General features: G+C 58.0%; 22 protein-coding genes and 1 tRNA gene. 18 read left to right on the top strand and 5 right to left on the bottom strand.

The window, feature by feature from the left end; genetic code table 11:
- Positions 1–158: 158 nt before the first annotated feature.
- Positions 159–1,247: an asparaginase gene (locus QRN10_RS14040; RefSeq protein WP_181081239.1), complete on the bottom strand. Its 1,089-nt coding sequence runs from the start codon at positions 1,245–1,247 to the stop codon at positions 159–161.
- Between the two features lie 547 nt (positions 1,248–1,794).
- Here QRN10_RS14040 and QRN10_RS14035 point away from each other — a divergent pair.
- The 7 genes from QRN10_RS14035 to QRN10_RS14005 are packed head-to-tail and all read left to right on the top strand — an operon-like array spanning position 1,795 to position 8,760.
- Positions 1,795–2,754, top strand: coding sequence for a sugar ABC transporter substrate-binding protein (locus QRN10_RS14035; protein ID WP_253508516.1), 960 nt, complete (start codon positions 1,795–1,797; stop codon positions 2,752–2,754).
- Positions 2,755–2,812: 58 nt separating this feature from the next.
- Entirely contained in the window at positions 2,813–4,366 is a 1,554-nt protein-coding gene (locus QRN10_RS14030; RefSeq protein WP_266246133.1) for a sugar ABC transporter ATP-binding protein, read from the top strand.
- Positions 4,363–5,340, top strand: coding sequence for an ABC transporter permease (locus tag QRN10_RS14025; RefSeq protein WP_253508512.1), 978 nt, complete (start codon positions 4,363–4,365; stop codon positions 5,338–5,340). Before QRN10_RS14030 ends, QRN10_RS14025 begins: the two co-directional genes overlap by 4 nt.
- Positions 5,341–5,343: 3 nt before the next feature.
- Positions 5,344–6,366: a LacI family DNA-binding transcriptional regulator gene (locus tag QRN10_RS14020; RefSeq protein WP_285428574.1), complete on the top strand. Its 1,023-nt coding sequence runs from the start codon at positions 5,344–5,346 to the stop codon at positions 6,364–6,366.
- Positions 6,367–6,389: 23 nt separating this feature from the next.
- A complete protein-coding gene (gene rbsK / locus QRN10_RS14015) occupies positions 6,390–7,307 on the top strand; it encodes a ribokinase (RefSeq protein ID WP_181081244.1) in 918 nt (305 codons plus the stop codon).
- Positions 7,304–7,708 carry a D-ribose pyranase gene (rbsD, locus tag QRN10_RS14010; RefSeq protein ID WP_181081245.1) on the top strand — a complete coding sequence of 135 codons (405 nt, stop codon included), beginning with the start codon at positions 7,304–7,306 and terminating at the stop codon, positions 7,706–7,708. The genes rbsK and rbsD overlap by 4 nt, the downstream gene beginning before the upstream one ends.
- 23 nt (positions 7,709–7,731) lie before the next feature.
- Positions 7,732–8,760: a nucleoside hydrolase gene (locus tag QRN10_RS14005; RefSeq protein WP_181081246.1), complete on the top strand. Its 1,029-nt coding sequence runs from the start codon at positions 7,732–7,734 to the stop codon at positions 8,758–8,760.
- A 32-nt stretch (positions 8,761–8,792) separates the two neighbouring features.
- Here the strand turns inward: QRN10_RS14005 and QRN10_RS14000 are convergent, their stop codons facing one another.
- Positions 8,793–9,005 carry a hypothetical protein gene (locus QRN10_RS14000; protein WP_181081247.1) on the bottom strand — a complete coding sequence of 71 codons (213 nt, stop codon included), beginning with the start codon at positions 9,003–9,005 and terminating at the stop codon, positions 8,793–8,795.
- 170 nt (positions 9,006–9,175) lie between these two features.
- Here QRN10_RS14000 and QRN10_RS13995 point away from each other — a divergent pair, with 170 nt between their 5' ends.
- Positions 9,176–9,484, top strand: a complete 309-nt coding sequence (locus QRN10_RS13995) for a hypothetical protein (protein ID WP_253508510.1) — start codon at positions 9,176–9,178, stop codon at positions 9,482–9,484.
- Between the two features lie 144 nt (positions 9,485–9,628).
- On the top strand, positions 9,629–9,946 hold the full coding sequence (locus tag QRN10_RS13990; RefSeq protein ID WP_181081249.1) for an I78 family peptidase inhibitor: 318 nt from the start codon (positions 9,629–9,631) through the stop codon (positions 9,944–9,946).
- Positions 9,947–10,018: 72 nt separating this feature from the next.
- Here QRN10_RS13990 and QRN10_RS13985 read toward each other — a convergent pair whose 3' ends face one another.
- Together QRN10_RS13985 and QRN10_RS13980 are read right to left on the bottom strand one after the other, a co-directional pair.
- Positions 10,019–10,231 carry a cold-shock protein gene (locus QRN10_RS13985; RefSeq protein ID WP_003234260.1) on the bottom strand — a complete coding sequence of 71 codons (213 nt, stop codon included), beginning with the start codon at positions 10,229–10,231 and terminating at the stop codon, positions 10,019–10,021.
- Positions 10,232–10,520: 289 nt separating this feature from the next.
- A complete protein-coding gene (locus QRN10_RS13980) occupies positions 10,521–10,835 on the bottom strand; it encodes a hypothetical protein (protein WP_285428572.1) in 315 nt (104 codons plus the stop codon).
- Positions 10,836–11,200: 365 nt separating this feature from the next.
- On the opposite strand from QRN10_RS13980, the gene thrS reads away from it, so the two are divergent.
- The 9 genes from thrS to QRN10_RS13935 all read left to right on the top strand — a co-directional run bounded on the left by thrS (position 11,201) and on the right by QRN10_RS13935 (position 18,657).
- Complete coding sequence (gene thrS / locus QRN10_RS13975; protein WP_003192490.1) at positions 11,201–13,123, top strand: threonine--tRNA ligase; 1,923 nt, start codon at positions 11,201–11,203, stop codon at positions 13,121–13,123.
- Positions 13,123–13,674 carry a translation initiation factor IF-3 gene (gene infC / locus QRN10_RS13970; protein WP_169850653.1) on the top strand — a complete coding sequence of 184 codons (552 nt, stop codon included), beginning with the start codon at positions 13,123–13,125 and terminating at the stop codon, positions 13,672–13,674. The genes thrS and infC overlap by 1 nt, the downstream gene beginning before the upstream one ends.
- Before the next feature lie 60 nt (positions 13,675–13,734).
- Positions 13,735–13,929 carry a 50S ribosomal protein L35 gene (gene rpmI, locus QRN10_RS13965; RefSeq protein WP_002553160.1) on the top strand — a complete coding sequence of 65 codons (195 nt, stop codon included), beginning with the start codon at positions 13,735–13,737 and terminating at the stop codon, positions 13,927–13,929.
- Between the two features lie 30 nt (positions 13,930–13,959).
- Positions 13,960–14,316, top strand: a complete 357-nt coding sequence (rplT, locus tag QRN10_RS13960; protein WP_002553161.1) for a 50S ribosomal protein L20 — start codon at positions 13,960–13,962, stop codon at positions 14,314–14,316.
- Positions 14,317–14,425: 109 nt separating this feature from the next.
- Positions 14,426–15,442, top strand: coding sequence for a phenylalanine--tRNA ligase subunit alpha (pheS, locus tag QRN10_RS13955; RefSeq protein WP_266246125.1), 1,017 nt, complete (start codon positions 14,426–14,428; stop codon positions 15,440–15,442).
- A gap of 26 nt (positions 15,443–15,468) precedes the next feature.
- Complete coding sequence (gene pheT / locus QRN10_RS13950) at positions 15,469–17,847, top strand: phenylalanine--tRNA ligase subunit beta (RefSeq protein ID WP_285428571.1); 2,379 nt, start codon at positions 15,469–15,471, stop codon at positions 17,845–17,847.
- Positions 17,848–17,850: 3 nt separating this feature from the next.
- Positions 17,851–18,153, top strand: coding sequence for an integration host factor subunit alpha (ihfA, locus tag QRN10_RS13945; RefSeq protein ID WP_002553164.1), 303 nt, complete (start codon positions 17,851–17,853; stop codon positions 18,151–18,153).
- Positions 18,134–18,490: a MerR family transcriptional regulator gene (locus QRN10_RS13940; RefSeq protein WP_003174972.1), complete on the top strand. Its 357-nt coding sequence runs from the start codon at positions 18,134–18,136 to the stop codon at positions 18,488–18,490. The genes ihfA and QRN10_RS13940 overlap by 20 nt, the downstream gene beginning before the upstream one ends.
- 90 nt (positions 18,491–18,580) lie before the next feature.
- Positions 18,581–18,657 (top strand) — tRNA-Pro (locus tag QRN10_RS13935).
- A 75-nt stretch (positions 18,658–18,732) separates the two neighbouring features.
- Here the strand turns inward: QRN10_RS13935 and QRN10_RS13930 are convergent.
- Complete coding sequence (locus QRN10_RS13930; protein ID WP_285428595.1) at positions 18,733–19,860, bottom strand: tyrosine-type recombinase/integrase; 1,128 nt, start codon at positions 19,858–19,860, stop codon at positions 18,733–18,735.
- Positions 19,861–19,914: the final 54 nt, after the last annotated feature.

Genomic DNA, 19,914 nt, shown 5'->3' with positions numbered 1-19,914 from the left:
CCTTGATAAGCTGTACGTGCATACAGTATTTAACTGTAGGCAATTTCGCAACTGCTTAAACTTCAAGAAACTCGTCTGACGGCAATTCGGGATATTTAATAGGGAAGCGGAGAAGGCACTGTAGGAGCGAGTTCGCTCCTACAGCAGGTGGTCAGGAATCAATATTCCCAGAACATCCGTTGCAGCTCTTTGCTGTCCTGGGTCTTGGTCAGGGCGACCATCGCCAGAATCCGCGCTTTCTGCGGGTTCAGATCAAGCGCAGCCACCCAGTCGTATTTGTCATCAGGCTGTTCGGCATTACGCAGCACCATGCCGCCGGCGTTGACGTGGGATGAACGAATGATCTGCACGCCTTGCTTGCGCAGGTCCACCAGAGTCGGCACCACTTTGGAAGACACCGAGCCATTGCCGGTACCGGCATGGATGATGGCTTTGGCGCCCGCCTGGGCCAGGGCCTTGTAGGCGGTGTCGCTCACGTTGCCGTAGCCGTAGGCGATCTCGACGTCGGGCAGGCTCTTGATGGTTTTGATGTCGAACTCAGAGTCCATGGTGTGGCGCTTGGCCGGCAGGCGGAACCAGTAGGATTTACCTTCAACCACCATGCCCAATGGTCCCCATGGGCTTTTGAACGCTTCGGTCTTGATATTGATCATTTTGCTGACATCGCGACCCGATTGGATCTCGTCGTTCATGGTTACCAGCACGCCTTTGCCACGTGCCTCTTTGCTGCCGGCAACGGCCACGGCGTTGTACAGGTTGAGCATGCCGTCGGCCGACATGGCAGTGCCCGGGCGCATGGAGCCGACCACTACGATGGGCTTGTCGGTCTTTTCCACCAGGTTCAGGAAGTAGGCAGTTTCTTCCAGCGTGTCGGTGCCGTGGGTGATCACAATGCCATCCACGTCCTTACTGTCGGCCAGTTCGGCGACGCGGCGACCCAATTGCAGCAGGTTTTCGTTGGTGATGCTTTCGGACGCAATTTGCATCACTTGTTCGCCGCGCACATTGGCGATCTGGCTAAGCTCAGGAACACCGGCAATCAATTGCTCGATGCCGACCTTGGCCGCCTGGTACGTGGCACTGTTGGCGGCGCTGGCGCCCGCGCCGGCGATGGTGCCGCCGGTGGCAAGTATCACTACGTTGGATAGCTTGGCCTTGGATTCAACATCCTTTGCCTGGGCGGCGGCAGGGAACAGCAGCAGGAGGGCCAAAGCGCCCGGAACAAAGTTCTTCAGTGCAGATTTCATTATTTTTCTCTCTGATGTTGATGAGTGCTGTAGCAGGTTCATCCAGAACACTCGGGCGATGCTGAATGCCGCGAGGTACTGCGTAGGAGCAGGATCTGTACCAGGCCGGCTGCGTGCCTGGGTTTTAAAATAACTTTATGATTAATAAGGCGTTATTTCGTTCTGCAAATGAACCGGCTTCTTCAGCTGTCCGGCTTTCCGAACAACGTGCTGCCCAGGCGTTCGGTTGTCCGAAAATCATGACGGAAACCTCCTTGATCACCCGTACACACCTCGTTTCAGATAACGGAGAATCAAGAAGGTTATTTAATGCTGTTGGCGCGGCCTGCGCCGATCACGTCCAACAGGGGGGTATGAAAGACATCGTTCACCCGTTGACAAATTTCCACAAGGTTCTCATAGTTTGGATAACGCAAACGTTTGCGAGATGTTTCACGCTACCCAAGGTTCGCCGTGACAGCTCGTATCAGCCGCCCGGGTGGGTAGCTGCCGAAGCCCTCTTCGGAGCAAGCGTTGCTCACAATAATCATAAGATCGGAGTGACCCCATGAAGCTGCCATTTGCTGGACGTCTTCTTGCTATCGCTGTGCTTGCTGCCGCATCCGCTGCTTTACCTCTCTCCTCTGCATTTGCCGATGACGCCGCCGCCAAACCGAAGGTCGGCCTGGTGATGAAGTCACTGGCCAACGAATTCTTCGTGACCATGCAGGAAGGCGCCAAGGACTATCAGAAAACCCACGCCGCCGATTTCGACATGATCACCAACGGGATCAAGAACGAGACCGATACGTCGGCGCAGATCGACATCGTCAATCAGATGATTCTTTCCAAGGTCAACGCCATCGTCATTGCACCTGCTGACTCCAAGGCGCTGGTCACGGTCCTGAAGAAAGCCTCCGACGCCGGGATCAAGGTCGTCAACATCGACAACCGCCTTGATCCGGATGTGCTGAAAGGCAAAAATCTCGACATCCCGTTCGTGGGTCCGGACAACCGCAAGGGCGCCAAACTGGTGGGCGACTACCTGGCCAAGCAACTGGCCGCCGGGGATAAGGTCGGGATCATCGAAGGGGTCCCGACCACCACCAATGCGCAGCAGCGCACCGCCGGTTTCAAGGACGCGATGGATGCCGCGGGCATGAAGATCGTTTCCACCCAATCGGGTAACTGGGAGATCGACCAGGGCCAGAAAGTCGCATCTGCAATGCTGAGTGAATACCCTGACCTCAAGGCTCTGCTGGCCGGTAACGACAACATGGCCCTGGGCGCCGTTTCTGCCGTACGTGCGGCGGGCAAGGCGGGCAAGGTATTGGTAGTGGGTTACGACAATATCGAAGCCATCAAGCCGATGCTGCAGGACGGTCGCGTGCTGGCCACTGCCGACCAGGCGGCTGCCCAGCAAGCCGTGTTCGGTATCCAGAACGCCCTCAAGCTGGTCAAGGGTGAGAAAGTCGATGCCAAAGATGGCGTGATCGAAACCCCGGTCGAACTCGTCCTCAAGAAGTAATCCTGGCAGCACCCAAACAGCGTCCGCTCGCCCCGGGCGGACGCCTGGAGATTTTCCTATGTCATCTTCCGCCCCGAACGCTGTCCTCTCGGTCAGCGGTATCGGTAAGACCTATGCCCAGCCTGTGCTGGCCGACATCACCCTGACGCTCAATCGTGGCGAAGTGTTGGCACTGACCGGTGAAAACGGCGCAGGCAAAAGTACCTTGTCGAAGATTATCGGCGGGCTGGTCACACCGACCACCGGGCACATGCAGTTCAACGGCCAGGATTACAGCCCGGCCAGCCGCACCCAAGCCGAGGCGCTGGGTGTGCGCATGGTCATGCAGGAGCTCAACCTGCTGCCGACCCTGACCGTAGCCGAAAACCTGTTTTTGCATAAGCTGCCCAGCCGCGGTGGCTGGATCAGCCGCAAGCAATTGCGCAAGGCGGCGATCGAGGCCATGGCCCAGGTCGGCCTGGATGCCATTGATCCGGACACCCTGGTCGGCAGCCTCGGCATCGGCCACCAGCAAATGGTCGAGATCGCGCGCAACCTGATCGGTGACTGCCATGTGCTGATCCTCGATGAGCCCACGGCCATGCTCACCGCCCGCGAAGTCGAGATGCTGTTTGAACAGATCACGCGTCTGCAGGCCCGTGGCGTGGCGATCATCTACATTTCGCACCGGTTGGAAGAATTGGCCCGGGTCGCCCAGCGGATCGCGGTATTGCGTGACGGCAAACTGGTGTGCGTCGAGCCGATGGCCAACTACAACAGCGAGCAACTGGTCACGTTGATGGTCGGTCGCGAGTTGGGCGAGCACATCGACCTGGGGCCCCGTACCATCGGCGGTCCGGCGCTGACGGTCAAAGGTCTGACCCGCTCGGACAAAGTCCGCGATGTGTCTTTCGAGGTACGTGCCGGTGAGATCTATGGCATTTCCGGCCTGATCGGCGCCGGGCGTACTGAATTGCTGCGCTTGATCTTCGGCGCCGACCAGGCCGACAGCGGCACTGTAGCCCTGGGCACTTCGGCCCAGGTGGTGAGCATTCGTTCACCGGTTGATGCGGTAGGCCATGGCATTGCGTTGATCACCGAGGACCGCAAGGGCGAAGGTCTGCTGCTGACCCAGTCCATCAGCGCGAACATTGCCCTGGGCAATATGCCGGAGATTTCCAAAGGTGGCGTGGTCAATGGCCGCGATGAAACCGCCCTGGCCAAGCGTCAGATCGATGCCATGCGCATCCGCAGTTCCAGCCCGGCGCAACTGGTGTCGCAATTGTCCGGCGGCAACCAGCAGAAGGTGGTGATCGGCCGCTGGCTGGAGCGCGACTGCTCGGTGATGCTGTTCGACGAGCCCACGCGCGGTATAGACGTTGGCGCCAAGTTCGACATCTACGCTTTGCTCGGCGAGTTGACCCGCCAGGGCAAGGCACTCGTGGTAGTGTCCAGCGACCTGCGTGAACTCATGCTGATCTGCGATCGCATCGGCGTGCTGTCCGCCGGGCGCCTGATCGACACGTTTGAGCGCGACAGTTGGACCCAGGACGAATTGCTCGCCGCCGCCTTTGCCGGCTATCAGAAACGTGATGCGCTGCTCAACGATGCAGTGCTTAGGGATACCCCATGAAAACAACTATTTCTCCCGGTAAAACCGGCGGCAACTTCTATGGCCTGGGGACTTACCTGGGCCTGGCAGGAGCCTTGCTCGCGATGATTGCGCTGTTCTCGGTGCTGAGCGATCACTTCCTGTCCTACGACACGTTCAGCACGTTAGCCAACCAGATTCCGGACCTGATGGTGCTGGCGGTGGGCATGACCTTTATCCTGATCATCGGCGGTATCGACCTGTCGGTTGGCTCGGTGCTCGCATTGGCGGCGTCGGCGGTCAGTGTGGCGATCCTCAGCTGGGGCTGGAGCGTTTTGCCGGCCGCCGTGCTGGGCATGGGTTGCGCCGCATTGGCCGGCACGCTCACCGGTTCGATCACCGTGGCCTGGCGCATTCCGTCGTTTATCGTGTCCCTCGGTGTGTTGGAAATGGCCCGCGGCGTCGCGTACCAGATGACCGGTTCACGCACCGCCTACATCGGTGACTCGTTCGCCTGGCTGTCCAACCCGATTGCCTTTGGTATTTCACCGTCGTTCATCATCGCCTTGCTGGTGATCATTGCGGCGCAACTGGTTTTAACGCGCACGGTATTCGGTCGCTACCTGATCGGTATCGGCACCAACGAAGAAGCGGTGCGTCTGGCGGGGATCAATCCCAAGCCCTACAAAATATTGGTATTCAGCCTTATGGGCCTGCTGGCTGGCGTGGCCGCGCTGTTCCAGATTTCGCGCCTGGAAGCGGCGGACCCGAACGCCGGTTCCGGCCTGGAGCTGCAAGTAATCGCGGCGGTGGTGATCGGTGGCACCAGCCTGATGGGCGGGCGCGGTTCGGTGATCAGCACGTTCTTTGGCGTCTTGATCATCTCGGTCCTGGCTGCCGGCCTGGCGCAGATCGGCGCCACCGAGCCGACTAAACGCATCATCACCGGTGCCGTGATCGTGATCGCCGTGATCCTCGATACCTACCGCAGCCAGCGCGCCAGTCGGCGAGGCTAAGCCATGGCAACGATCAAGGATGTGGCAGCACTTGCGGGTATTTCCTACACCACGGTGTCCCATGTGGTGAACAAGACGCGCCCGGTCAGCGAGCCGGTGCGTCTCAAGGTCGAAGCGGCGATCAAGCAGCTCGACTATGTGCCCAGTGCCGTCGCGCGTTCGCTCAAGGCCAAGACCACCGCTACCATCGGCCTGTTGGTGCCTAACAGCCTCAACCCGTACTTCGCGGAACTGGCCCGTGGCATCGAGGATTATTGCGAGCGTAACGGTTACTGCGTGATTCTCTGCAACTCCGACGACAACGCTGAAAAGCAACGCAACTATTTGCGGGTGTTGCTGGAAAAAAGAATCGACGGCTTGATCGTGACGTCCGTAGGCGGTGATGACAGTGGGCTTGCCGCAGGCTTGAGCGCGGTGCGCACGCCCATGGTGATTGTCGACAGGGCGTTGGATGGCATCGACGTCGATCTGGTGCGTATCGACCATGAGGAGGGCGCTTACCTGGCCACTCGCCATTTGCTTGAGCTGGGGCACCGCGACATTGCCTGTATCGGTGGCCCGGCGCATACCCGAGTGGCGCAGATGCGCCTGGCAGGGTATCAGCGGGCGCTGCACGAAGCGGGCGTGAAGGTGCCGGCCGCGCGCGTCCGCGACAGCGACTTCTCCAGCACCGGCGGTTATGCTGCCGCGGTGCAACTGCTGGCGGATAAGCCGCCCAGCGCAATTTTCGCCAGCAATGACATGATCGGTTTCGGCGTGCTGCGCGCGGCGGCGGAACGCAATATCCGCGTGCCCGGCGAGCTGTCGGTGATCGGTTTCGATGACATTCAAATGGGCCGTTACGTTTACCCGGCGCTGACCACGGTGGGGCAGTCCATCGTGCAATTGGGCGAGACGGCCGCCGAGCTTTTACTGCGACGGATCGCAACCCCTCAACTGCCGATCGATCAACGTATCGTGACGCCGAGCATTGTGTTGCGCGAGTCGACGGCACCCGTCGCCGGTGTGTTTGCCCAATACCGCTGAACCGAATTGATGAGTATTGATGTATGCCCGCAAAAGTAGTGGTAATAGGCAGCTTGAACATGGACCTGGTCACCCGCGCCAGCCGTTTGCCGCGCGCCGGTGAAACGTTGATCGGCCAGACATTTTCCACCGTGCCCGGCGGTAAGGGCGCCAACCAGGCCGTGGCGGTGGCGCGCTTGGGAGGCGAGGTGGCGATGATCGGCTGCGTGGGCTCCGATGCCTACGGTAGCCAATTGCGCGATGCTTTGCTGGTCGAGGGTATCGATTGTCAGGCTGTGGCTGCCGTCACTGGCTCCAGCGGCGTGGCGTTGATCGTGGTGGATGACAGCAGCCAGAACGCGATCGTGATCGTGGCCGGCAGCAATGGCGCTCTGACGCCAGCCTCATTGCAAACGTTCGACGCGGTGCTGCAGGGGGCCGACGTGATCGTCTGCCAGCTTGAAGTGCCCATGGACACCGTAGGGTACGCCCTCAAGCGTGGCCGTGAACTGGGCAAGACCGTGATCCTCAATCCGGCCCCGGCCAGTGGCCCGTTGCCGGTCGAGTGGTACGCCTCGATCGACTATCTGGTTCCCAACGAAAGCGAAGCCAGTGCGCTGAGTGGCGTGACGGTCGATTCCCTCGACAGCGCCAAAGAAGCCGCGACTCGCCTGATCGAAGCCGGTGCCGGCAAAGTCATCGTTACCCTGGGTGCGCAAGGTGCGTTGTTTGCCGATGGCCAAGGCTTTGAGCACTTGGTGGCGCCCAAGGTCAAGGCGGTGGATACCACCGCAGCCGGCGACACCTTCGTGGGCGGTTTTGCAGCCGCGTTGTCCGCTGGCCAAAGCGAAGCCGAGGCCATCCGCTTTGGCCAGGTTGCAGCCGCGCTATCGGTCACCCGCGCTGGCGCACAACCTTCCATTCCAACGCTGCACGACGTACAAGGTTTTGTGCCCTCATGAAAAAGACTCCGCTGCTCAATATCGCGCTGTCGCGTGTGATCGCCTCCCTGGGCCATGGCGACATCCTGGTCATCGGCGATGCCGGTCTGCCGGTGCCGCCGGGTGTCGAGCTGATCGACCTGGCGTTGACCCAGGGTATTCCTGACTTCATCAGCACTTTGCGCATTGTGCTCAGTGAAATGCAGGTGGAGAGTCATGTGCTGGCCAACGAGATTCTGCTCAAACAGCCACCGGCGCTGGCGCAGCTCAATACCCTGGCTGACCAGGCCGCGCTCGGCGAGCGTCACCTGCTCAGCCATGATGAGTTCAAACAGCTGAGTCGCAAGGCGCGCGCCGTGGTGCGCACTGGCGAGTGTCAGCCTTACTGCAATATTGCGCTGGTGTCCGGCGTGACGTTCTAGTCTTTTCCAACAAGGAGTGTTCTATGCAACGTGGTCTACCCATCCTGAGAAATCTGTTCCGGAGTGTTCTGCTTTTGTCCGCACTCACTGCAGCAAGCGCCCAGGCGGCGGAAAAAATCGACCTGATCATCGACACCGATCCTGGCGCCGATGATGTGGTGGCATTGTTGTTCGCCATGGCCTCTCCGGAAGAGCTGAGCATCCGCGCGCTCACCACCGTCGCTGGTAACGTGCGCCTGGACAAAACTTCCCGTAACGCAAGGCTGGCCCGCGAGTGGGCGGGGCGCGAGGATATCCCGGTATACGCCGGTGCGCCGGCGCCGCTGCTGCGCACGCCGATCTATGCCGAGAATATTCATGGCAAGGAAGGCATTTCCGGTGTGACCGTGCACGAGCCCAAGAAGGGGCTTGCTGAAGGTAATGCCGTCGATTACCTGATCAAGACTTTGCGTGCCGCCAAACCACACAGCATTACCATCGCCATGCTCGGCCCGCAGACCAACCTGGCGCTGGCCCTGACCCAGGATCCGGAAATCACCCAAGGTATCAAGGAAGTGGTGGTGATGGGCGGTGCGCACTTCAACGGTGGCAATATCACGCCGGTGGCTGAGTTCAACCTGTTCGCGGACCCCGTCGCAGCGGAAATCGTGCTCAAGAGCGGCGTCAAGCTCACCTACCTGCCGCTGGACGTGACCCACAAAGTGCTCACCAGTGAGGCGCGCTTGAAGAAAATCGCCGACCTCAAGAACAATGCGAGCAAGGTGGTCGGCGACATTCTCAATGAGTACGTCAAAGGCGACATGGAGCACTACGGCATTCCCGGTGGCCCTGTTCACGATGCCACCGTAGTTGCTTACCTGCTCAAGCCCTCGCTGTTCAGCGGTCGAGCGGTCAACGTGGTGGTAGACAGTCGTGAAGGCCCGACCTTCGGCCAGACTATCGTCGATTGGTACGACGGCCTGAAACAACCGAAAAACGCGTTCTGGGTTGAGAACGGCGATGCCCAGGGCTTTTTCGATCTGTTGACCGAACGTCTGGCGCGCCTTAAGTAAACCTGTGTCGGTCGGCGCTCGCCGGCCGGCTCTCAGTCTCGCTCGGGTTTTTCTGCGCCCCTGTGATCGGCCGGGTATTTTTCGAATACCTGGCCGATGAAAGCTTGTGCGGCCTCAGTGCCCATTTCCTTGACCAGCAGATCAATTCCGATAATCGCCAGCTCCTCAGGGCTGCCAGGGCTATAGGCGCTTTGGCCCTGAGGCCACTTGGCTTTGATGTCGGCTTGGAGCGTTACGGTGGTCATGAAAATCTCGCGAGGCTGAAAATACTGGGCAGGGCGCTGGAGCGCGGTTTCTGGCCACGCAGTTAATCATCTTGCAGGCTGTTTGGCACTGATACTTAGGCATGAGACGCTCAGGCGTTCGCTCGAACTGTGCGACACTCGCACCGTGTTTAACCATCGGGAACCACCGCGTGCAGATCGATTTGAATAACCCCGAGAGCCTCACACGGGATGCCGTGCGCCAATTGCTCGCCAGTGCCAGTGACGACGAACATGCCCAACTGCGGGTGACCAAGGCCGGCATAGCCTACATCTCATCCGGAAAGGCCGTGGGTGGGGTCGACATCGCAGGGTTGCTGTTTCGCTTGGAGACGTGGGCCAAAGGTTCCGGGTACGTCGGAAACGTGGCAGCCAGCGACGAAGTGTGGGTCACGCAGATTTTCAACGCGTTGAAGCAGAACTGGCCTACGCCGGCAGATGCCTACATCGATATCTACTGATTGCATTCATATCTGGTCACGATTGACCTGGCGAATGCCCCGCAAGAGTCAGGCAGACTTGCCCCTTGACGGTTTACGTCTTGAAACCAAATCGTAAGACCGCTGTCGCACGATCTCTGTCCATTTTTTATCATAGGAGGCTTCATGCCTTGGAAGCTCGCATCATTCGGTACTTTGTTGGCGGCACTCGCACTGGCGGGTTGCAGCACCTCGGGTACCTCTGAGCCGGCCAAAGATGCCGTGGCCGACGCCGGCCATAGCCGCTGTGAGGCGAAGGCCGCCGAATTTGCGATTGGCCAGAAAGCCTCTGCGCAACTGCTTGAGCAGGCACGCGCGCGATCCGGTGCGCAGAATGCGCGGATCCTCAAGCCCAACGATATGATCACCCTGGAATATCGCTCCGACCGCCTGAACCTGAATACCGATGACAACCTGGTGATCACTCGGGTTAATTGCGGCTGATCGTCATCGACCTTCGCAGCGCCCATAAAAAACCCCGTCACATGGACGGGGTTTTTTTAGCTCAGCGGAGAATTACTCGCCGCGAACCTGTGCAGCTTGCATACCCTTTTGGCCTTTCTCAGCCACGAAGGAAACGGTTTGGCCTTCTTTCAGGCTTTTGAAACCGTCGCTTTCGATAGCTTTGAAGTGTACGAACAGGTCGTCACCGCCACCTTGAGGAGTGATGAAGCCGAAGCCTTTTTCATCGTTGAACCATTTAACGGTGCCGGTTTGGCGATTAGACATGGTGTATCTCCAAGAAACATATATTTTCAGTAGTGCTGTGCTGCTCAGGCCAACTGGGCACACCGGGCTATCATAGTCGAAATGTTCGGCTTGGGAGCCCCCCCAAGGCATTGTTTGCTAATCAATAGCGTTGCGTTTAGCCCTTTGACTGGCTGAAAGCCCCGGTCTACGGGGCTTTGATGCAAAACATAAGGGTGTAAAAAAAGCCGTAAAAGCTGCGTATTTTGTGAGAAACGAGGCATTTCAGGCCGTTTTTTCAGGCAAATAGCCGTCTGATCGGGCGGCGATATTACTTTTTCTTCACGACTTTGCAGGACGAAATAGCCGCCACCGCTTTGTTTTTAAGCTCCGGGCTGGCGTTCTGGTTAGTCATGAGTTCTTTGATTTCTGCAGTACTCAATTCCGCGTTGATTTTGTCCGCGCCACATTCGCAATGGGCCTTGGCGGTCTTGGTGTCCACGTTCTGGCTGGCTGCGGCGCTGCAGTCGCTGACAAAGCTTTCACGGGCACCGGCTGGCCAGTTAGACGGGGCTGCGGCCTGAGCGCCGAAGGAAAGAACAGTCAGGGAGGCGGCGAGAGCGAGGGTCGAGGTAAAACGCATCATGGGATGCTCCTATGGGTCGAGGACGAACGGCGATTCTCAGTGGCTTTGAGGCGCCGCGTACAGCTCAAGTTCACTTTTGCAGCTATAAAGCCTGGAAATCTGCATTACCGGCGGCGGCGGCTCTGCGATGACCGTTCATCTGTGCTAGCATCGACGCCCTGGCTATTTCCCGGTGTGCCAAAGGCCGCCTTGCCACGTTACTTTTGTTCACTCCAGTCACTCTGGTTCGATGATCGGTTGGCCGAAAGGCTCCTGCCGCTGTAAGGCAGGCGTTCAGAAATGAACGGCCTGATATTGGATCTTGTACTGGCTCATCCCAACCCACGTGACCTTTGGTAGGGGTCACCACTAGGAGAGGAGGCGCCATGCCAACTATTACTCTTCCCGACGGCAGTCAGCGTTCATTCGATCATCCGGTTTCGGTAGCCGAAGTCGCCGCGTCGATTGGCGCAGGCCTGGCCAAGGCCACCGTGGCCGGCAAGGTCGACGGCAAACTGGTCGATGCCAGCGACCTGATCACCAGCGATGCCAGCCTGCAAATCATCACGCCCAAGGACCAAGAGGGGCTGGAGATCATTCGCCACTCCTGTGCGCACTTGATTGGCCATGCGGTCAAACAACTGTACCCGACTGCAAAAATGGTGATCGGCCCGGTCATTGAAGAAGGCTTTTATTACGATATCGCCTACGAGCGTCCTTTTACTCCGGATGACCTCGCGGCCATCGAACAGCGCATGCACGCCCTGATCGAAAAAGACTACGACGTGATCAAGAAGGTCACGCCGCGCGCCGAAGTGATCGATGTGTTCACCGCCCGCGGCGAAGATTACAAGCTGCGTCTGGTCGAAGACATGCCGGACGAGCAGGCCATGGGCCTGTACTACCACGAAGAATACGTGGACATGTGCCGTGGTCCGCACGTGCCGAACACGCGCTTCCTCAAGTCGTTCAAATTGACCAAGTTGTCCGGCGCCTATTGGCGCGGCGACGCCAAGAATGAGCAGTTGCAGCGTATCTACGGTACTGCCTGGGCTGACAAGAAGCAGCTGGCCGCTTATATCCAGCGTATCGAAGAAGCCGAAAAACGCGATCACCGCAAGATCGGCAAGCGCCTGAACCTGTTTCACCTCCAGGAAGAAGCGCCGGGCATGGTGTTCTGGCACCCGAATGGCTGGACTCTGTACCAGGTGCTTGAGCAATACATGCGCAAGGTTCAGCGCGAAAACGGCTACCTGGAGATCAAGACTCCGCAGGTCGTTGATCGCAGCCTGTGGGAGAAATCCGGGCACTGGGCCAACTACGCCGACAACATGTTCACTACGCAATCGGAAAACCGCGACTACGCCATCAAGCCGATGAATTGCCCGTGCCACGTGCAGGTGTTCAACCAAGGCCTGAAGAGCTACCGCGAGTTGCCGATGCGCCTGGCCGAGTTCGGTGCCTGCCACCGCAACGAGCCCTCGGGTGCGCTGCACGGCATTATGCGCGTGCGTGGCTTCACACAGGACGACGCCCACATCTTCTGCACCGAAGAGCAGATGCAGGCTGAGTCGGCTGCGTTTATCAAGCTGACCATGGATGTCTATCGCGATTTCGGCTTTACCGAAGTCGAGATGAAGCTGTCCACTCGTCCGGAAAAGCGCGTCGGCTCCGACGAATTGTGGGATCGCGCCGAAGCTGCACTGGCCGCAGCGCTCGACAGCGCGGGTCTCGCGTACGATCTGCAGCCGGGCGAGGGCGCCTTCTACGGGCCCAAGATTGAATTTTCGCTGAAAGATTGCCTTGGCCGTGTCTGGCAATGTGGTACCTTGCAGCTCGATTTTAACCTGCCGATCCGTCTGGGAGCCGAATACGTCTCCGAAGACAACAGCCGTAAGCACCCGGTCATGCTGCACCGGGCGATCCTCGGTTCGTTCGAGCGGTTCGTCGGAATCCTGATCGAGCACTACGAGGGTGCATTCCCTGCGTGGCTGGCTCCAACCCAGGCAGTGATCATGAATATCACTGATAAACAGGCAGATTTTGCCGCTGAAGTTGAAAAAACTCTCAACGAAAGCGGATTTCGTGCCAAGTCCGACTTGAGAAATGAAAAGATCGGCTTTAAAATCCGCGAGCATACTTTGCTCAAGGTTCCCTATCTTTTGGTTATCGGAGATCGGGAAGTCGAGATGCAGACTGTCGCTGTGCGTACTCGTGAAGGTGCTGACCTGGGCTCGATGCCCGTCGCCCAGTTCGCTGAGTTCCTCGCGCAAGCGGTTTCCCGGCGTGGTCGCCCAGATTCGGAGTAATTATTATTAAGCGTGAAATGAGACAAGATAAACGAGCTGCACCGAAAGCCCCGATCAACGAGAATATCTCGGCACGCGAGGTTCGGTTAATTGGCGCTGACGGCGAGCAGATTGGCATCGTCTCGATTGATGAAGCGCTTCGTATCGCTGAAGAGTCCAAGTTGGACCTGGTGGAAATTTCCGCCGACGCAGTCCCGCCTGTTTGCCGGGTGATGGACTACGGCAAATCGATCTTCGAAAAGAAGAAGCAGATTGCTGCAGCGAAGAAGAACCAGAAGCAGATTCAAGTAAAAGAAATCAAGTTTCGTCCAGGGACGGAGGAAGGGGATTACCAGGTAAAACTGCGCAACCTGGTACGTTTCCTGAGTGATGGGGACAGGGCCAAGGTATCCTTGCGATTCCGCGGCCGTGAGATGGCCCACCAGGAGCTGGGGATGGAACTCCTCAAGCGGGTTGAAGCTGACCTGCTCGAGTACGGTTCGGTCGAACAGCATCCTAAGATGGAAGGACGCCAGCTGATCATGGTCATCGCCCCGAAAAAGAAGAAGTAATCAACAGGGCACGGCAGGCCTTCTGATTATGTTTATCAACTGAATGCGGAGTATCCGAACATGCCAAAGATGAAGACTAAAAGTGGTGCTGCTAAGCGGTTTCTGAAAACTGCTAACGGTATCAAGCACAAGCACGCTTTCAAGAGCCACATCCTGACCAAAATGTCGACCAAGCGTAAGCGTCAACTGCGCGGTAGCAGCTTGCTGCATCCGTCTGACGTGGCAAAAGTCGAGCGCATGCTGCGCCTTCGTTAATTTTTGGATCAAGAATAGAGGAAGTAACTCATGGCTCGTGTAAAGCGTGGCGTCATTGCCCGTAAACGTCACAAAAAAATTCTGAAACTTGCTAAAGGCTACTACGGCGCGCGTTCACGCGTATTCCGTGTTGCCAAGCAAGCGGTAATCAAGGCAGGCCAATACGCCTACCGTGACCGTCGTCAGAAAAAACGTCAGTTCCGCGCTCTGTGGATCGCTCGTATCAACGCTGGTGCTCGTGTTAACGGTCTGTCCTACAGCCGTTTCATCGCCGGTCTGAAAAAAGCGTCCATCGAGATCGACCGTAAGGTTCTGGCTGATCTGGCAGTGAACGAAAAAGCGGCGTTTGCTGCGATTGTCGAGAAAGCTAAAGCCACCTTGGCTTAAGTACCCCCGACAGTCACCTTGGGTTGCTCCTGCAGCCCAAGGTGTTAAACGTCATAAATAGGGGAAGAGCCTTCAAGCTCTTCCCCTATTTTGTATCTGGAGTCTGTACATGGAAAACCTGGACGCGCTCGTCGCTCAAGCTCTCGAGGCTGTGCAAAGCGCTGAAGATATCAATGCCCTGGAGCAAATCCGGGTTCACTACCTTGGCAAAAAGGGTGAATTGACTCAGGTGATGAAGACCCTGGGGAATTTGCCGGCGCAAGAACGTCCGCAAGTCGGTGCGCTGATTAACGTCGCCAAGGAGCGTGTCACAGAGGTTCTCAATGCGCGCAAGGCGTCGCTCGAGGAGGCCGATCTTGCGGCCAAGCTCGCCGCCGAGTCCATTGACGTTACCTTGCCTGGTCGTGGTCAGGCCTCGGGCGGTCTGCATCCGATTACCCGGACTCTGGAACGTATCGAACAGTTCTTCACCCATATCGGCTACGGCATTGCCGAAGGCCCCGAGGTCGAAGACGACTATCACAACTTCGAAGCGCTCAACATCCCAGGCCATCACCCGGCCCGGTCGATGCATGACACCTTCTATTTCAATGCCAACATGCTGCTGCGCACCCATACCTCGCCGGTACAGGTCCGCACCATGGAAGCGAACAAGCCGCCGATCCGCATCGTCTGCCCAGGCCGTGTGTACCGCAGCGACTCCGATATCACCCACTCGCCGATGTTCCATCAGGTCGAAGGCCTGCTGGTAGATCGCGATATCAACTTCGCCGACCTTAAAGGCACCATCGAAGAATTCCTGCGGGTGTTCTTCGAGAAAGAACTGGCGGTGCGTTTCCGCCCATCGTTCTTCCCGTTCACCGAGCCTTCCGCTGAAGTCGACATGGAATGCGTGATGTGCAGCGGCAAAGGCTGTCGCGTATGCAAGCAGACCGGTTGGCTGGAAGTCATGGGCTGCGGCATGGTTCACCCGAATGTGTTGCGCATGTCCGGGATCGACCCGGAGGAGTTCTCGGGCTTTGCCTTCGGCATGGGCGTAGAGCGCCTGGCTATGCTGCGTTACGGCGTGAACGACTTGCGTCTGTTCTTCGACAACGACTTGCGGTTCCTCGCGCAATTTCGCTAGTCGTAACGAATCTTTAGGAGAGCAGGATGAAATTCAGTGAACAATGGCTGCGTGGCTGGGTAAGCCCGCAGGTAAGTCGCGACGAGCTGGTCGCTCGTCTGTCGATGGCCGGTCTTGAGGTCGATAGCGTTACGCCGGCCGCCGGTGTTTTCAGTGGCGTGGTAGTGGGTGAGGTGCTGAGCACCGAGCAACACCCCGATGCTGATAAGTTACGTGTATGCCAGGTCAGCAACGGCGCCGAAACGTTCCAGGTCGTGTGCGGAGCGCCCAACGTGCGCCCGGGCCTGAAGATTCCGTTTGCCATGATCGGCGCCCAGCTGCCGGGCGACTTCAAGATCAAGAAGGCCAAACTGCGTGGTGTTGAGTCCAACGGCATGCTGTGCTCCCAGGCTGAGCTGCAGGTAGGCGAGGGCAATGACGGCCTGATGGAGCTGCCGGCCGATGCGCCGGTGGGCCAGGACATCCGTGTCTATCTGGAGTTGGAAGACGCCAGCATCGAGGTCGACCTGACTCCCAACCGTGGTGACTGCCTGTCCCTGGCGGGGCTGGCGCGTGAAGTAGGCGCGTTGTACAACGCTCCAGTCACTCGCCCAGTGGTCGCCGCAGTGGCTGCGGTGCATGATGAAGTGCGGCCGATCGAAGTGCTGGCTCCAAACGCCTGCCCGCGTTACCTGGGCCGTGTGATCCGTAACGTCGACCTGTCCAGGCCTACCCCGCTGTGGATGGTTGAGCGCCTGCGTCGCGCGGACGTGCGCAGCATCGATGCTGCCGTCGACATCACCAACTATGTGATGTTGGAGCTGGGCCAACCGCTGCATGCGTTCGATCTCGCCGAAATCAACGGTGGCATTCGCGTACGCATGGCCGAAGAAGGCGAAAAGCTGGTACTGCTCGACGGCCAGGAAGTGGCCTTGCGCGCCGATACCCTGGTGATCGCCGACCATTCCCGCGCCCTGGCGATTGCCGGCGTGATGGGTGGCGAGCACAGCGGTGTGTCCGCGACCACCCGTGACGTGTTCCTTGAAAGCGCATTCTTCGACCAGATTGCCATCGCCGGCAAGGCCCGTTCCTATGGCCTGCATACCGATGCATCACACCGCTACGAACGTGGCGTGGACTGGAAGCTGGCCCGCGAGGCCATGGAGCGCGCCACTGGCCTGTTGCTGGAAATCACCGGTGGCGAAGCTGGTCCGATCACCGAAACCGTCAACGAGCAGTACCTGCCGTCCGTTGCGCCGATCACCCTGCGCGCCAAAAGTGTCGAGCAGATGCTTGGCCTGGTGATCGCACCGGCTGAAATCGAACAGCTGTTGTCTGCTCTCGGCCTGGGTATTTCTTCGAGTGGGGAAGGGCAGTGGCACGTTGAAGTGCCAAGCCATCGCTTCGATATCAGCCTGGAAGTCGACTTGATTGAAGAGCTGGCGCGCTTGTACGGCTACAACCGCCTGCCGGTTCGTTATCCGCAAGCGCGCCTGGCACCGCAACCCAAGGCCGAAGCGCGTGCGCATCTGCCTGAGCTGCGTCGCTTGTTGGTGGCTCGTGGTTATCAGGAGGCAGTGACCTATAGCTTCATCGATCCGAAGCAGTTCGAACTGTTCAACCCTGGCGTCGAGCCGCTGCTGCTGGCCAACCCTATTTCCAACGACATGGCGGCCATGCGCTCTTCGCTGTGGCCAGGCCTGGTGAAAGCGCTTTCCCATAACCTGAACCGTCAGCAAGACCGCGTGCGCATGTTCGAAAGCGGCCTGCGCTTCGTCGGCCAACTGGACGGCCTCAAGCAAGAGCCGATGTTGGCGGGTGTTGTATGCGGTAGTCGCTTGCCCGAAGGCTGGGCGCAAGGCCGCGACGCGGTAGATTTCTTCGACGTCAAGGCTGATGTGGAAGCGGTGTTGGGCTTCGCCGGTGCACTGGACGCTTTCACGTTTGTGCCGGGCAGCCACCCAGCGTTGCACCCTGGCCAGACCGCTCGCATCGAACGCGAAGGGCGCCTGGTGGGCTTCATCGGTGCTCTGCATCCTGAATTGTCGAAAACCCTCGGTCTCGACCGTCCGGTCTTTGTTTTCGAATTGGTATTGGCTGAAGTGGCTGCAGGCAAGATGCCCAAATTCAGCGAGTTGTCGCGCTTCCCTGAAGTGCGCCGTGACCTGGCGTTGATCGCCGATCGTGAAGTGCCCGCCACTGCCGTTATGGAGGTAATCCGTGAAAATGCAGGGGAATGGCTGACGGACCTCAGGCTATTTGACGTCTATCAGGGTAAAGGTATTGATCCGCATAGAAAAAGCCTTGCGGTCGGCTTGACCTGGCAGCATCCATCGCGCACTCTTAATGACGATGAGGTGAATGCCACGACACAAAATATCCTCACCTCGCTTGAACAAAGGTTAAACGCCACGTTAAGGAAGTGACGTATGGGGGCTTTGACGAAAGCTGAGATGGCGGAACGTCTGTACGAAGAGCTGGGTCTTAACAAGCGCGAGGCCAAGGAATTGGTCGAGCTGTTTTTTGAAGAGATCCGTCACGCTCTGGAAGACAACGAACAGGTCAAATTGTCCGGTTTCGGCAATTTTGACCTGCGGGACAAACGCCAGCGGCCTGGCCGCAATCCAAAAACGGGAGAAGAAATCCCGATCACGGCTCGCCGTGTGGTCACCTTTCGTCCAGGGCAGAAGTTGAAGGCCCGAGTTGAGGCTTATGCTGGAACCAAGTCATAACGACGAGCTACCCGTCATCCCAGGCAAGCGCTACTTCACCATCGGTGAAGTCAGCGAGCTATGTGCGGTCAAACCGCACGTGCTGCGCTATTGGGAGCAGGAGTTTCCTCAACTCAACCCCGTCAAACGCACCGGGAACCGTCGGTATTATCAGCGCCAGGATGTGCTGATGATCCGACAGATCCGCGCATTGCTGTACGACCAGGGATTCACCATCAGCGGTGCGCGCCAGCGCATGTCCGGTGATGAAGCCAAAGACGACACCACTCAGTACAAGCAATTGATCCGCCAGATGATCTCCGAGCTCGAAGATGTGCTGGTGGTTTTGAAGAAATAAATCCGGCTTTTAAAATACTTCCACATTTCAAAAGCTTGCGGTATATTCCTGATCGCTTCCTTGCGAAGCAAACCCAGTAACACGCCTAGTCGGGGCGTAGCGCAGTCCGGTAGCGCACTAGCATGGGGTGCTAGGGGTCGAGTGTTCGAATCACTCCGTCCCGACCATATTATTCAATGACTTAGCCGAACTGTAGCCAGTTCGGCTTTTTCATGCGTAGGGACTTTTGCGGGGGATCATCCCTATTTCCTCCTTAAGATGGTCAGCGCTGGCCCGCGAGAGTCGGTTGCCGACACTTTGTTAGCAGCCTCAATCAGATGCTGCAGCTCCGGGGTAGAATAGTGGCTTGTGATGCTGCCGTTCTTATGTCCCAACAATGCCTTCCGATCTTCCTCTGTCACGCCAGATGCACGTAGCCTTCTGCCAAAGGTGTGCTTCAAGTCGTGAACGCGGAAAGCCCTGAACCCTAGATGCGCCGGCGACTGGTTGGTTTGTTCCCATTTGTCCGCCGAACGCTTCCTGGCCTTTCTCCACGCCGAGTCATTCATTCTGTCCATGGTAGTGGCCCCATATTGATCTGGCTGTCCGTAGGGGAACACCAAGTCTTTGTGCAGGCCGCGCTGCTTGTCGATGATATTCATCGCCACCCTGTTCAGAATCACCAGGCGTTCATCGCCGTTCTTCACCCCAGCTTTATCACTTCGTCCGCCGAATCCGGCAGGTATCAGAAACACGCTGGTGTTCAGATCAGGCAACCGTATCTCCCATTCCCATCGCAACTTGCACACTTCCTGCTCCCGGCACCCCGTGTTCACCTTGTAGAGGGCCATCCTCAACAGATGATCCGGCAGTTCTGGAAACAGAATCGCCTGCTCTTCCCACGACATCGGGTAGGGCTTCCTGGCCGACCTCTTTTCCTCAAGCATCGATATCATCGGCACGCTTTCCAGCCATGGCCGTTTTTCAGCATCGCGCCACTTTCGGTGGCACAGGTTCAAGATCCTAACGACACGTTGCAGGGCGATATTGACCGTCCTGTTCGATACGCCAGGCTTGACCTTCCCTTTGTCCGTCTTGCTTGGCCGCTGCCTGTCACGGATGAATGGGGCCAAGGTCCCGTCATCGATGTGTGTGATCGGCAGATCACCGATATACGGGTCAAGCTGTTCGATGTGGGATGCGGAAAGGCCGATCGATGCTTGGTCTTTGAACTCAACCAGGAATCGGGTAGCAGCCTCACGCCAAGTTCGCACCTGGCGCACGCCGTATATCTTTTCCTGTCGTAGCTTTTCCAGCCGATGAATCAGGTACTGCTCGGCTTCTTCCCTTTCGCTTGCTCCAGTGCTTTCCTGAAGTCGGCTACCTCGGATGTAGTGGTCTAATGAAACCGGACACCCATTTAGGCGAGAATGCTCGCCAGATCG

The sequence above is a fragment of the Pseudomonas sp. lyk4-R2A-8 genome (genome assembly GCF_030209095.1).
Classification (GTDB): domain Bacteria; phylum Pseudomonadota; class Gammaproteobacteria; order Pseudomonadales; family Pseudomonadaceae; genus Aquipseudomonas; species Aquipseudomonas quebecensis.
Note: the sequence above shows the minus strand (reverse complement) of the source record. Positions and strands in the feature narration are given on the sequence as shown.

Excerpts from the sequence above, each read along its gene's own strand:
- QRN10_RS14040 (WP_181081239.1), bottom strand. The coding sequence starts at position 1,247 with ATGAAATCTGCACTGAAGAACTTTGTTCCGGGCGCTTTGGCCCTCCTG.
- rpmI (WP_002553160.1), top strand. The coding sequence starts at position 13,735 with ATGCCAAAGATGAAGACTAAAAGTGGTGCTGCTAAGCGGTTTCTGAAA.
- rplT (WP_002553161.1), top strand. The coding sequence starts at position 13,960 with ATGGCTCGTGTAAAGCGTGGCGTCATTGCCCGTAAACGTCACAAAAAA.
- QRN10_RS13980 (WP_285428572.1), bottom strand. The coding sequence starts at position 10,835 with ATGATGCGTTTTACCTCGACCCTCGCTCTCGCCGCCTCCCTGACTGTT.
- QRN10_RS14020 (WP_285428574.1), top strand. The coding sequence starts at position 5,344 with ATGGCAACGATCAAGGATGTGGCAGCACTTGCGGGTATTTCCTACACC.
- QRN10_RS13990 (WP_181081249.1), top strand. The coding sequence starts at position 9,629 with ATGCCTTGGAAGCTCGCATCATTCGGTACTTTGTTGGCGGCACTCGCA.
- QRN10_RS14025 (WP_253508512.1), top strand. The coding sequence starts at position 4,363 with ATGAAAACAACTATTTCTCCCGGTAAAACCGGCGGCAACTTCTATGGC.
- QRN10_RS13985 (WP_003234260.1), bottom strand. The coding sequence starts at position 10,231 with ATGTCTAATCGCCAAACCGGCACCGTTAAATGGTTCAACGATGAAAAA.
- ihfA (WP_002553164.1), top strand. The coding sequence starts at position 17,851 with ATGGGGGCTTTGACGAAAGCTGAGATGGCGGAACGTCTGTACGAAGAG.
- pheS (WP_266246125.1), top strand. The coding sequence starts at position 14,426 with ATGGAAAACCTGGACGCGCTCGTCGCTCAAGCTCTCGAGGCTGTGCAA.
- QRN10_RS14005 (WP_181081246.1), top strand. The coding sequence starts at position 7,732 with ATGCAACGTGGTCTACCCATCCTGAGAAATCTGTTCCGGAGTGTTCTG.
- QRN10_RS14030 (WP_266246133.1), top strand. The coding sequence starts at position 2,813 with ATGTCATCTTCCGCCCCGAACGCTGTCCTCTCGGTCAGCGGTATCGGT.
- rbsD (WP_181081245.1), top strand. The coding sequence starts at position 7,304 with ATGAAAAAGACTCCGCTGCTCAATATCGCGCTGTCGCGTGTGATCGCC.
- QRN10_RS14035 (WP_253508516.1), top strand. The coding sequence starts at position 1,795 with ATGAAGCTGCCATTTGCTGGACGTCTTCTTGCTATCGCTGTGCTTGCT.
- pheT (WP_285428571.1), top strand. The coding sequence starts at position 15,469 with ATGAAATTCAGTGAACAATGGCTGCGTGGCTGGGTAAGCCCGCAGGTA.
- QRN10_RS13940 (WP_003174972.1), top strand. The coding sequence starts at position 18,134 with ATGCTGGAACCAAGTCATAACGACGAGCTACCCGTCATCCCAGGCAAG.
- QRN10_RS14000 (WP_181081247.1), bottom strand. The coding sequence starts at position 9,005 with ATGACCACCGTAACGCTCCAAGCCGACATCAAAGCCAAGTGGCCTCAG.
- rbsK (WP_181081244.1), top strand. The coding sequence starts at position 6,390 with ATGCCCGCAAAAGTAGTGGTAATAGGCAGCTTGAACATGGACCTGGTC.
- thrS (WP_003192490.1), top strand. The coding sequence starts at position 11,201 with ATGCCAACTATTACTCTTCCCGACGGCAGTCAGCGTTCATTCGATCAT.